The sequence below is a fragment of the Aurantimicrobium sp. genome (genome assembly GCF_036667855.1).
Lineage (GTDB): Bacteria > Actinomycetota > Actinomycetes > Actinomycetales > Microbacteriaceae > Aurantimicrobium.
This window is the reverse complement of the sequence record NZ_JAVWTF010000047.1, coordinates 1-11704: the sequence shown is the minus strand read 5'-3', so window position 1 is coordinate 11704 and position 11704 is coordinate 1. Positions and strand designations below refer to the sequence as shown.

Below are 11704 nucleotides of genomic sequence, written 5' to 3'. Positions count from 1 at the left end.
GACCAGTTCGAAGTAAGCCTTCTGGCCTACGGTCTTCTCGACCAGGGCGAGGAAGCTCGCCTGCTTGAAGGCGAAGTGGGCGGCGATTGCATCTACGGTTACTTCAAGGGTGATGACATGGTGGGTGTCTGCGGTATCGGCATGCGTTCCAAAGTGATGGGTTACCGCAATAAAGTAGGGCTTACCAGCTCTTAAACCTTGTTAGGTTCATTTCTCTATCTGCTGTGAAAGGCACAACATGACTACTCAAGTTCGCGCTGTCGGAGCGAAAGCAGAAAAAGCACCACTCGAGTCGCTCGAAATCACTCGCCGTGATGTCTTGCCAGAAGACGTGCGCATTGCAGTTGAATACTCCGGTATTTGCCACTCAGACATTCACACCGTGCGTGGTGACTGGGGCGACATGCCTTACCCCGTTGTGCCCGGCCACGAAATCATTGGTCGCGTGATTGAGGTTGGTAACAACGTAAGCAAATATGCCGTGGGCGACCTCGTTGGCGTCGGTGTCATTGTGAAGAGTTGCGGAGAATGCGAGAACTGTCTCGCCGGAGACGATCACTTCTGCCAGGGACCAGGTGGTCCACTGCTGACCTATGCAGAGGCTGACCCCTACACTCCTGGCGCTTTCACACAGGGCGGTTATTCCCGCGAAATCGTCACCACGGAGAAGTTCGTCTTCAGCATCCCTGAAAACCTCGACAAGGCCGGCGCAGCGCCGCTGCTCTGCGCAGGCATCACGGTCTACTCACCCCTGAAGCACTGGGGAGCAGGCCCAGGAAAGACCGTGGGAGTTGCCGGCGTGGGTGGCCTGGGTCACATGGCTGTGAAATTCGCACACGCACTCGGTGCACACACCGTTGCGTTGACCACCAGCCCAGAAAAGGTCGAGTTGTGTAAGTCTCTCGGTGCTGATGACGTTCTCATCACCTCTGACAGAGATGCCATGAAGGCCGCTGCAGAGAAGTTCGATCTGATCATCTCCACACTTCCTGGAGATCATGACATGAACCCGTTCTTGGATCTTCTTGGCCTCAACGGAAGCTATGTGGTCGTTGGTGCAGTGGGAAACATGACCCACTCGTTCTCGTTGCCTAAGTTGATGAAGCGTCACCGTTCTATCGCGGGTTCGCAGATCGGGTCAACCCGTGAAACCCAGGAAATGTTGGACTTCTGTGGAGAACACAACATCGTTGCAGATATTGAACTTATTAATGCCGACTACATCAACGAGGCTTATGACCGCGTCGTTGCTGGCGATGTTCAGTTCCGCTTTGTGATTGATGCAGAAACTATCTAGGAGAGCATATGTCTGAAGAGAACAAGGGCCGTCCCGCTGCTTCTTACCCCACCACTGGTCGACCAGACTCCTCCTCGGAGGAATACCAGAAAATGGACAAGCTGGCGAAGATGATGGAGCACCAAGTTGATGTACTGCGCGGGCAGGCTGAAGAGAAGTAATTAAACTTTCGGCTGCTGCTGCGTAATGCAGTGAATGCCACCACCACGAGCAAAGAGTGGACGAGCGTCCACGAGCACAATCTCACGTCCGGGGTAGGCCTTGGCGAGAACCTTCTTGGCCTTCTTGTCGCCCTCGTCGTCGAATGCACACAGAATCACAGCACCATTGCAGACGTAGTGGTTGATGTAGCTGTAGTCGACCCAGCCTTCTTCGTCCTGCAGGGTTTCTGGTGCAGGAACGGAGATGACGTTGAGCTTGTTACCATCGGCATCACGAGCAGCTTTGAGAACACGACGCACTTCCTGGCTAATCCAGTAGTCCGGGTGGTCCTGGTTCTTCTGATCATGGAAGAGCACGGTGTCCACGTTGGCAAAGCAGGCCACGATGTCAATGTGGCCACGGGTGCCGAACTCGTCATAGTCGCGGGTGAGACCACGAGGCATCCAGATCACGTGATCAATGCCGAGGGTGCGCTGTAGCTCTTCTTCTACCTGCGCCTTGGTCCAGTCCGGGTTGCGACCTGGATCAAGTTGCACGGTCTCGGTAATCATGACGGTGCGGGAACCATTGACATGGATGCCACCACCCTCGTTGGTCAGGGGAGAGTCAATACGGGGAACACCAATAGAGTCCAGAATGGTGGTGGCTGCCTGGGAGTCATGCTCCCAGCTGGCCCAGGACTGTCCGCCCCAGCCGTTGAAGATCCAGTTCACGCCGGCCAGGTTGCCCTTGTCATCGCGGACAAAGGTCGGCCCAATATCGCGCATCCAGGCGTCATCGAGTTCGGCGACAAGAATCTCCACTTTCGGGTCGAGCCACTTCTTCGCTTCATCGACGGCACTGGGGTCAACCAAGATGGTGACCGGCTCAAATCGCACGATGGTGTTGGCCACGTCGGACCAGCACTTGCGTGCTTCATCGGCTAGTTCTTCAGTCTCACCGAGGGTGTAACCAGAAGAGGGCCACGCCATCCAGGTGCGCTCATGTTCTGCCCACTCGGCAGGCATGTGAAGTTCACGAGATGTCACGATAAGACCGTATTCCTAGTTAGACCATCGTGTCGAGGATTTCGACCAAAGATTCGTAAGAAGTTCTGGGGTTCACAATCGCGAAGCGAGTGTTGGGCTCGCCCTTGTGAGAGCTGGGAACAACAAAACCAATCCCGTCAGCCAGGAGCTTGTTGGACCAGCGGGTGTAGTCCTCGAGCTTCCAGCCCTTCTTGGTGAACACCACGACGGAGAGTTGTGGGTCACGCACCAGGTCCAGATCCGGACGGCGGCGAATCTCATCAGCAATCTTGTAAGCCAACTGTATGTTCTGTTCGATTGCTTCGCGGTAGGCCGCAACACCATAGGTGGCCAGGGAGAACCACAGCGGTAATCCACGAGGACGACGCGTGAGGTTATAGGCGTAGTCGCTGGGGTTCCACTCTTCAGGGTTTTCCAGTGCATCCAGGTACTCAGCGTGCTGGGTGTGGGTCACACGGCCAAGCTCAGGGTCACGGTAGACCAGTGCACACGCGTCGAAGGGGGCAAAGAGCCACTTGTGGGGATCCACAATAAACGAGTCTGCCAAAGCCACCCCGGCAAAGAGATGCTTGGTGGTCGGTGCCAGCATCGCAGCGATGCCGTAGGCACCGTCTACGTGGAACCACACGTTGTGTGCCTTGGTGACTTTACCCACTGCTTCGATTTCGTCCACGATGCCGAAGTTGGTGGTTCCACCGGTGGCGACGACGGCAAAGATGCCATCCCAGTCGCCTTCGAGTGTCTCCTCGAGGGCTTCACCGGTCAGGCGACCTTCTGCGTTGACGGGGACGGGGACGATGTCCACGTCCATGACCCTCGCAGCGGCCTTGAGAGACGAGTGGGCTTCCGAACTACAGGCAAAGCGCCAGCGAGCAGGGAGAGCTTTTCCAGCGGCCAGGAGGGCTTCCTTGGCGGTGTGGCGGGCAGCAACCAGAGCAGAAAGGTTACCCAGGGTTCCACCCTGAACAAAGACACCACCGGCGCCTTCAGGCATGCCGGCTTCTGTGGCGAGCCATTCGAGAACCTGGTTCTCGGCATAGACCGCACCAGCGCCCTCCATCCACGATCCGCCATAGATGGTGGAGGCAGAGACGATGAGGTCAAACAGGGTTGCTGCCTCTGTCGGTGCACAGGGAATAAACGAGAGGTAGTTGGGGTGGTCGTTCGAGATGGTGGCTTCTGCCAACACGTTCTCAAACAAGCTCAGCGCTTCAATGCCGCCCATGCCCTCTTCGGTCACGGTGGCAGGAACTTCAGCACGCAGCTCTGAAATGGTCTTAGGCCCATCCAGCGGTGGCGGGTCGTAGTTCATGCGACGGCGAGCGTATTCAAATACTTGCTCGCGAAGCTTCATTGTTTCGAGATCGACGGTGTGCATGTGATTGCCGTTGGGCGTTGTCATGTCGCTGACATCCACTCTGTGTTCATCCGCCAAATGCCCGCCACGACGAGTGTCGTGCGACTGGGGCCCTTCAGCAGGCTCAGACCACACTATCGGGGATGCTCGACACGCCGAAACCCCGGATTGAATTAAGTTTTTTCTCAGGCGGAAATGGCGTAAATATGCGGTTCTCTAGGCAAACTCACAGAACTATGCCAAAAAACTCACAAACACTACATGTAGTGGAATGACACAGGTGTGATTCACGTTATATAGTGATAACTCACCGCAGGGGTGCGGCAGAATCCCGCAAGGGATTCGACAAGTTTTATGGAGGCAAAAATGGAATTCGAATCAAACGACACCGTTGGTGGCTACGCAGTACCCGTAGATCCTATGGATCTGCTCCAGTGCGACAGCTGCCAGTAAATAAGTAACTTCGCAGCACTGCTGCACAAGAACCCCAGACCAAAGATGGTCTGGGGTTCTTTGTTTAAGCTCAACATGCTCAGCCACGCCTAGAATTGTGCCGTGGCTGTAAATCCTGAACTTCAAGGTCGTGTCTTCCCTCCGACCGCCCCGTATCTTGTTGGACGCGAGAAGATTCGCGAGTTCTCTCGCGCCGTTCTTTCCACCAATCCCATCAACTTCGATGTGGAGGCAGCCAAGGCTGCTGGCCACGCTGACCTGGTTGCGCCACCCACCTTCCCTGTGGTCGTGCAGGAGGCAACTCTGGCCCAGTTGTTGGCAGAGCCAGATGCCGGTATTGACTTCTCGCGTGTGGTGCACGGTGAACAGCGCTTCACCTACACCCGCGCCATCGTTGCCGGTGATGAGCTCACCGCAACCCTGACTGTCTCTAGTGTGAAGAGCCTCGGTGGCCACAACATGGTCACCGCTGACTCTGACATTGTCGATGCTGAAGGTAAGCACGTGGTGACCGCGATCTCCACGCTGGTCGTTCGAGGAGATGAGGACTAATCATGGTTGACTACAGCACCCTGACCAAGGGCGACGTTGTCGCCGAAGAGTCTTTCCACCTCACCCGTGACAACCTGGTGCGTTATGCCGGGGCATCCGGTGACTTCAACCCCATTCACTACCGCGATGATGTTGCGATCTCCGTTGGTCTTCCCGGAGTTCTTGCTCACGGCATGCTGACCATGGGTCTAGCCGTGCAGCCCGTATCTAACTGGGTGGGCGACCCTGCTCGCATCGTGGACTACCAGGTGCGCTTCACGCGTCCCGTGTTGGTCGATGGTGCAACAGGCGCTGATGTCACCGTCACCGCAACTGTGGGTGCCCTGGAAGAAGAAACTCAGGTTGCCCGCATTGACCTCACCGTCAAATACAACGATGAGACCGTTCTGGGCAAAGCTCAGGTTCGCGTCAACCTCGCCTAAAAGATGACCTCTGTTCCGCTCTCGACGCTGACCACCATGCAGGTGGGCGGTACGGCGCGCGAACTCATCACGGTCACGACCCGTGAACAACTCATCGAAGCTGCTGTGGACACGTGGGATTCGAATGAACCCTGGCTGATCTTGGGTGGCGGCTCCAACACCATCGTTGCGGACGAGGGATTTGATGGCACCGTCATTCACGTGGCCACCACCGGTATGGAACGCCAGCAGGACATCTCTCATTCCCCTAACCACAGCGTGGTTCGCGTTGCCGCGGGAGAGAACTGGGACAACCTGGTCGCGTGGAGTATTTCCGAGGGACTTGCGGGTATTGAGGCACTCTCTGGAATCCCCGGCTCAACCGGGGCGGCACCGATTCAAAACATTGGCGCCTACGGCCAAGAGCTCTCTTCCGTACTCACCGCCGTTGAATTCCTTGACCGCTACACCCAGGAAATCTCTTGGATCCCCGCAGCTGACTTAGCTCTGGGATACCGCGACTCGGTGTTCAAGCAGGGCAAAGAAGGTATTGTTCTCACCGTTGAACTCAGACTGGCCTCTTATGGCGAGAATCTCTCTGCGCCCATAGCCTTCCCTCAGCTTGCCACTGCACTGGGTGTTGAACTTGGTGCTCAGGTCGCGCTCGCCGAGGTCCGCGAGTCTGTGCTAAAGCTGCGTGCCAGCAAAGGCATGGTGCTGGATCCTTCGGATCCTGACACTGCAAGCGCAGGTTCATTCTTTATGAACCCCATCGTGACTGAAAACTTTGCCCGGAACTTGCCGGCAGATGCCCCCCGTTTTCCCGTGCAGAAGACACAACAAGATCGTGTACTGCCTTTGGGTGCAGACGTTCCACCGCTTGCCTCGGTGGATGCCGGCCCCAACCTGGTCAAGCTCTCTGCTGCCTGGCTCATTGAGAACGCTGGGGTGAAGAAGGGGTATTCCATCCCCGGATCCAAGGCAGGCATCTCTACTAAGCACACACTGGCCATTACGAACCGCGGTGGAGCCACCGCTGCTGAAGTAGTTGGACTGGCCACTTATGTTCAGGCGATGGTGCAGTCGCACTTCGGCATTATTTTGTATCCAGAACCGAACCTGATTGGTGTGGAGATCTAGCTATGGCGAAGTTTGAGAATCTCGACGAGTATTTCGCCAGCCTGGATGACACCAAGGCCGCGACCCTCCGCCGAGTGCTGGACGTCATCGCGACGAACTTTCCTGATTCCTCCGTCAAGCTGGCGTGGAACACTCCACAGATTCAGATTGCGGGAAAGTACGTCTTCGGCATGTCTGCGGCGAAGAACCATCTCTCGCTCGCGCCCTGGAGCGAAGCGGCCATGTCTACCTTTGCTGACCGGTTATCCGCTTACGAAACCACGAAGGGCTTGTTCAAAGTCCCCGTGGACTGGGACGTTGATGGCGCTCTGATTACAGACCTTATTCAAGCCAGGATGGCTGAACTCGGTCTCTAAGACACGTTCCTACTTCGTGCCGAAGAGCTTCTGCAGGCGCTGAATACCCTCGAGCAGGGGACCATCACCGAGCGCATAGCTAAAGCGTAGGTAACCACTGGGTCCGAAGGCTTCTCCGGGAACGGCGGCAACTTCTGCCTTATCAAGGATGAGGTCTGCGAGCTCCAGAGTGTTGGTGGGTGTGACGCCATCCCATTCTTTGTTCAGCAGTGCGGTCACGTCGCAGTAGGCGTAGAACGCACCTTCCGGCATGGGAACGTCGAAGCCAGGAATCTTGCGCAGTTCTTCCACAATGAGCTTGCGACGACGGTCGAAGGCCAGACGCATTTCTTCAACTGGTTCCTGAGGACCGGTCAGTGCAGCAAGTGCAGCACGCTGAGAAATGTTGGAGACGTTTGACGTCAAGTGAGACTGGAGGTTGGCAGCGGCCTTGATGGTATCGGCAGGGCCGACCATCCAGCCCAGACGCCACCCGGTCATGGCATAGGTCTTGGCCACACCGTTGACCAAGATGGTGCGGTCCTGCAGGGCAGGAACTGCATTCACGATCGAGACTGCCTTCACACCGTCATAGGTGAGGTTCTGGTAGATCTCATCGGCGATGATCCACAGGCCGTGCTTTTCGGCCCATTCACCAATGGCTTTGGTCTCCTCGGGAGAGTAGACAGCACCGGTGGGGTTCGAGGGTGAAACGAACAGCAAGAGCTTGGTCTTGTCGGTGCGAGCAGCTTCCAGCTGCTCCACGGTGACCTTGTATTCCTGGTCTGCACCAGCAAAGACGTCAACCTGGACGCCGCCAGCCAACTTAATGGCTTCGGGGTAGGTGGTCCAGTAGGGGGTGGGGACCAGAACTTCGTCACCTGGATCAACCAGGGTGGCGAAAGCTTGGTAGACGGCCTGCTTGCCACCGTTGGTGACGACGACCTGGCTGGGGTCTACTGCCCAACCGCTGTCGCGCTTGGTCTTGTCCGCAATAGCCTGGCGCAGCTCGGGCAAACCAGCTGCGGGGGTGTAGCGGTGGTTCTTGGGATCCTTGACCGCATCCAGTGCTGCCTCAACGATGTGTGCAGGGGTGGGGAAGTCAGGTTCACCAGCTGCATAGCTGATGACCGGACGACCGGCAGCTTGCAGTGCTTTTGCTTTGGCATCAACCTTGAGGGTTGCCGACTCGGCAATGGCGGAAATACGAGAAGAAATTCGCTTCAATTCAGGCACGGTTACCACTATAGAGCGAGGAGCTCAACTTTACAGAGGGGCGCTTTCTCGCCTATGCTGTTGCGAAGTGGTTGCAATATGCCATGCTTTCGCGCGCCTTCTTTTTGAAGAGGATCTGCGAAGCAAAGGGTGGTGGCTCAATTGGTAGAGCAGCGGTCTCCAAAACCGCAGGTTGCAGGTTCGAGTCCTGTCCGCCCTGCAAATCGAAAGGAAAAGAAATGGCGCAAGACGTAGCCGACGAACCCGGTGAGGACATCGTCGCTCGTGCAAAAAAGGAAAGTGCTGGAAAGCGCAATCCTTTCTCGCGCATTGCTCTTTTCATTCGACAGGTGATTGGCGAACTGAAGAAGGTCGTCACACCTACCCGTAAGGAACTCATCAACTACGTGCTAGTTGTGTTGGTATTCGTAGTCATCATGATGGCTCTCGTTTCCGGCATGGACTACATCTTCGGTTGGGGTGTTGTCACCGTATTCGGTGATCCCACCGTGGCCACCTCTGCTGGCTAACCAGCGGTAAACGATTTTCTAGATAAGACAGGAACAACGTGACTGAATCGACGCGCGAAGACGAGCAGCTGCTCGAGGCCGCACTGGATGCACTCTCCGAGACTGACGCAGCTGAGGTTGTGGACGTAGAAGCTGACGCAGTGATTGAAGACGCTCTCGACGTAGACACCATTGAAGAAGCTGAGGCAGCGATCGTCGCTTCCGAAGACGAAGAAGAAGTTGCTGACGACCCCTACGCAGCGTTCGAAGCAGAGCTTCGCACTCTGCCCGGTAAGTGGTACGTCATTCACTCCTACGCTGGCTTTGAGCGCAAGGTCAAGCACAACATCGAGAACCGTCGTACCTCGATGCAGCTCAACGATTTCATCTTCCAGATCGAAGTTCCTATGGAAGACGTTGTGGAAATCAAGAACGGCCAGCGCAAGATGGTTACCCGCGTTCGTATCCCCGGATACGTTCTCGTGCGCATGGACCTTAACGAAGACAGCTGGTCGTGTGTTCGTCACACCCCCGGTGTTACTGGCTTCGTAGGCAACGCTCACAACCCCACCCCACTGCGCTTCCAGGAAGCATTCAACATGCTGAAGCCATTGGTTGAGGTCAAGGATGTCCCCACCGCCAAGGCTGTCCAGGCCAAGGGTGGTCAGGCTGTTGCACGTACGCCTATCGCAGAGATCGACTTCGAAATCGGCGAGACCGTGGTTATCAAGGAAGGTTCGTTCGCTGGCCTCCCCGGAACCATCAACGAAATCAAGCCCGAGAGCGGCAAGCTCACCGTGCTGGTTTCGCTGTTCGAGCGTGAGACCCCCGTCGAGCTCAGCTTCGACCAGGTCACCAAGCAGTAGAAAAGTTTCCCTGAGCCAGCCTCAGGGATTACCGCGAATCAGGTTCGCCTGATTTCACGGGAGAGTTCATCGGAACCCCGATGAGTTCGAATTCAAAAAAAAGGAAAAAGAAATGGCACCGAAAAAGAAGGTCACAGGTCTGATTAAGCTTCAGATCCAGGCCGGCGCCGCGAATCCAGCTCCTCCTGTTGGTCCCGCTCTGGGTCAGCACGGTGTGAACATCATGGATTTCTGCAAGGCATACAACGCAGCAACCGAATCACAGCGCGGAAACATCATCCCCGTTGAGATCACTGTTTACGAAGACCGTTCATTCGACTTCATCCTCAAGACTCCTCCTGCAGCTGAAATGATCAAGAAGGCCGCTGGCGTTGCTAAGGGTTCTGGTACTCCTCACACTGTGAAGGTTGCCAAGCTCTCTCAGGCACAGGTTCAGACCATTGCGGAAGCAAAGATGGTTGACCTCAACGCTAACGACATTGATGCAGCTAAGAAGATCATTGCCGGAACTGCACGTTCCATGGGCATCACGGTAGAGGGCTAAGGGGTATAAATCATGGCTAAGAAGTCAAAGGCATACCTTGCCGCTGCCGCAAAGATCGAAGAAGGCAAGTACTACACCGCTACCGAAGCAGTTGCAATTGCTAAGGAAACCGGTTCCGCTAAGTTCAACAGCACCGTTGAGGTAGCCCTCAAGCTCGGTGTTGACCCTCGTAAGGCAGACCAGATGGTTCGTGGAACCGTCATGCTGCCTCACGGTACCGGTAAGACTGCACGCGTTATCGTGTTCGCAACCGGTCCTGCTGCAGAAGCTGCACTCGCAGCTGGTGCTGACGAGGTTGGTGGCGACGAGCTCATCGAGAAGGTAGCCGCTGGTTACACTTCCTTCGATGCAGCAGTTTCGACCCCTGAACTCATGGGTAAGGTCGGTCGTCTCGGTAAGGTACTGGGTCCTCGTAACCTGATGCCAAACCCCAAGACCGGAACCGTAACTCCTGATGTTGCTAAGGCTGTTAACGACATCAAGGGCGGAAAGATCGAGTTCAAGGTAGACAAGCACTCCAACGTTCACTTCATCGTTGGTAAGGCTTCGTTCACCGCTGAGCAGCTGTCCGAGAACATCGCAGCCGCTCTTGACGAAGTTGTTCGCCTCAAGCCTTCATCGGCAAAGGGCCGTTACATCCAGAAGGGTGCTGTCTCGACCACTTTCGGTCCTGGTATCCCCCTCGATGTTGCAAGCATCTAAGTTCAACTGAACGAGAGCAATGGGCTCGTCGCGTAAGCGACGGGCCCATTCTTCATTTCTAGGATGTGTGCCAAGCTGAAGTAATGGATCAGCCCCGCCCCTTCTTCGTGCGATACCCGGTATTCGCCTCGACGATTGTGTTGGCGATTATTGGGGGTGTTCTCGCACTCACTGGTCTGGAAGAAGCCGCGCGCTGGGTGATCAGTATCTTCGCGTTGGCTATTGCCGCTAAAGAGTCCGTCGGCATGGTTCGCTCCATCCTCAAGGGCAGCTGGGGCATTGATGTTCTCGCCGTCACCGCCATTATTGCCACCGTGTTGGTGGGGGAGTATTGGGCCAGCATCATCATTGTGTTGATGTTCACCGGTGGTGAAGCCCTCGAAGACTATGCCGAAAGCCGAGCCAAGCGCGAGCTGACCTCGTTGCTGGATAACACCCCACAGATTGCTCACCGCGAGGTGTATTCCAGCGCCGGCGCGGAAAAGGGTGCGCTCTTTGCCACCAAAGATTGCCCTGTCTCAGAACTTGCCATCGGTGACGTTGTCGTGGTCAAGCCCGGTGAACTCATTCCCGTGGACGGTATCTTGCTCACCCCCGAGGCCACCCTCGATGAGTCCTCCCTGACGGGTGAAAGCATTCCGGTTGAACGTGTCAAAGGCGATGCGGTCATCAGCGGTTCGGTCAACGGCTCCGCCGTGTTCCGAATGGAAGTCACTGCTCTGGCGGCAGATAGTCAGTATCAGCGCATTGTGGAGCTCGTGAAGGAAGCCTCTGAGAGCAAAGCACCGTTCGTGCGTCTTGCCGACCGCTATGCGGTTCCCTTCACCATCGTGGCGTATGTGTTGGCGATTACTGCCTGGATTCTCAGCGGCAACCCCACGCACTTCGCTGAAGTGCTTGTTGTGGCAACGCCCTGCCCGCTGATCATTGCTGCCCCTGTTGCGTTCATTGCCGGTATGAGCCGTGCTGCTCGCCACGGCATCATCGTGAAGAACGGCGGCACCCTCGAGAAGCTCGCTCGCATCAAAACAGTTGCGTTCGATAAGACGGGAACTCTCACCCACGGCCAGCCCGTGTTGAGCAAAGTGATGACGGCCCCGGGTATTGAGGAAGACGAGCTGGTGCGCTTGGCCGCTATTGCCG

General features: G+C 56.2%; 14 protein-coding genes, 1 tRNA gene and 1 pseudogene. 13 read left to right on the top strand and 3 right to left on the bottom strand.

Features of this window, described 5'->3' with window-relative positions; genetic code table 11:
• The 3 genes and pseudogenes from RR877_RS08635 to RR877_RS08625 form a co-directional block, all read left to right on the top strand.
• Nucleotides 1–195: pseudogene (locus RR877_RS08635) on the top strand (hypothetical protein); the annotation flags it as partial.
• A 43-nt stretch (nt 196–238) separates the two neighbouring features.
• Nucleotides 239–1297, top strand: coding sequence for an NAD(P)-dependent alcohol dehydrogenase (locus RR877_RS08630; RefSeq protein ID WP_332551027.1), 1059 nt, complete (start codon nt 239–241; stop codon nt 1295–1297).
• Between the two features lie 8 nt (nt 1298–1305).
• On the top strand, nt 1306–1458 hold the full coding sequence (locus RR877_RS08625; protein WP_280805426.1) for a hypothetical protein: 153 nt from the start codon (nt 1306–1308) through the stop codon (nt 1456–1458).
• Here the strand turns inward: RR877_RS08625 and RR877_RS08620 are convergent, their stop codons facing one another.
• On the bottom strand, nt 1459–2466 hold the full coding sequence (locus tag RR877_RS08620) for an agmatine deiminase family protein (protein ID WP_280805441.1): 1008 nt from the start codon (nt 2464–2466) through the stop codon (nt 1459–1461).
• A gap of 40 nt (nt 2467–2506) precedes the next feature.
• Nucleotides 2507–3889: an aminotransferase class V-fold PLP-dependent enzyme gene (locus RR877_RS08615; RefSeq protein ID WP_280805427.1), complete on the bottom strand. Its 1383-nt coding sequence runs from the start codon at nt 3887–3889 to the stop codon at nt 2507–2509.
• A 510-nt stretch (nt 3890–4399) separates the two neighbouring features.
• On the opposite strand from RR877_RS08615, the gene RR877_RS08610 reads away from it, so the two are divergent.
• From RR877_RS08610 to RR877_RS08595, 4 genes are read left to right on the top strand one after another with little or no spacing between them, the layout of a single operon-like run.
• Nucleotides 4400–4849, top strand: coding sequence for a MaoC family dehydratase N-terminal domain-containing protein (locus tag RR877_RS08610; protein ID WP_277494698.1), 450 nt, complete (start codon nt 4400–4402; stop codon nt 4847–4849).
• 2 nt (nt 4850–4851) lie between these two features.
• Entirely contained in the window at nt 4852–5271 is a 420-nt protein-coding gene (locus tag RR877_RS08605; RefSeq protein WP_332551028.1) for a MaoC family dehydratase, read from the top strand.
• A 3-nt stretch (nt 5272–5274) separates the two neighbouring features.
• A complete protein-coding gene (locus RR877_RS08600) occupies nt 5275–6390 on the top strand; it encodes a UDP-N-acetylmuramate dehydrogenase (protein WP_332551029.1) in 1116 nt (371 codons plus the stop codon).
• Between the two features lie 2 nt (nt 6391–6392).
• A complete protein-coding gene (locus RR877_RS08595) occupies nt 6393–6746 on the top strand; it encodes a DUF1801 domain-containing protein (RefSeq protein WP_110234497.1) in 354 nt (117 codons plus the stop codon).
• Between the two features lie 9 nt (nt 6747–6755).
• Here RR877_RS08595 and RR877_RS08590 read toward each other — a convergent pair whose 3' ends face one another.
• Complete coding sequence (locus RR877_RS08590; RefSeq protein ID WP_332627932.1) at nt 6756–7961, bottom strand: pyridoxal phosphate-dependent aminotransferase; 1206 nt, start codon at nt 7959–7961, stop codon at nt 6756–6758.
• A 126-nt stretch (nt 7962–8087) separates the two neighbouring features.
• On the opposite strand from RR877_RS08590, the gene RR877_RS08585 reads away from it, so the two are divergent.
• From RR877_RS08585 to RR877_RS08560, 6 genes are all read left to right on the top strand, one after another.
• Nucleotides 8088–8160 (top strand) — tRNA-Trp (locus RR877_RS08585).
• Nucleotides 8161–8179: 19 nt separating this feature from the next.
• A complete protein-coding gene (gene secE, locus RR877_RS08580; RefSeq protein WP_332627930.1) occupies nt 8180–8470 on the top strand; it encodes a preprotein translocase subunit SecE in 291 nt (96 codons plus the stop codon).
• A gap of 68 nt (nt 8471–8538) precedes the next feature.
• Nucleotides 8539–9315 (top strand): transcription termination/antitermination protein NusG, encoded by a 777-nt coding sequence (gene nusG, locus RR877_RS08575; protein ID WP_239406888.1) that lies wholly within the window; start codon nt 8539–8541, stop codon nt 9313–9315.
• A 112-nt stretch (nt 9316–9427) separates the two neighbouring features.
• A complete protein-coding gene (rplK, locus tag RR877_RS08570) occupies nt 9428–9859 on the top strand; it encodes a 50S ribosomal protein L11 (RefSeq protein ID WP_277494702.1) in 432 nt (143 codons plus the stop codon).
• A 12-nt stretch (nt 9860–9871) separates the two neighbouring features.
• Nucleotides 9872–10561 carry a 50S ribosomal protein L1 gene (gene rplA / locus RR877_RS08565; RefSeq protein WP_110234483.1) on the top strand — a complete coding sequence of 230 codons (690 nt, stop codon included), beginning with the start codon at nt 9872–9874 and terminating at the stop codon, nt 10559–10561.
• Between the two features lie 83 nt (nt 10562–10644).
• Nucleotides 10645–11704 (top strand): HAD-IC family P-type ATPase (locus tag RR877_RS08560; RefSeq protein ID WP_332627929.1); only part of this gene is annotated, 1060 nt, incomplete at its 3' end.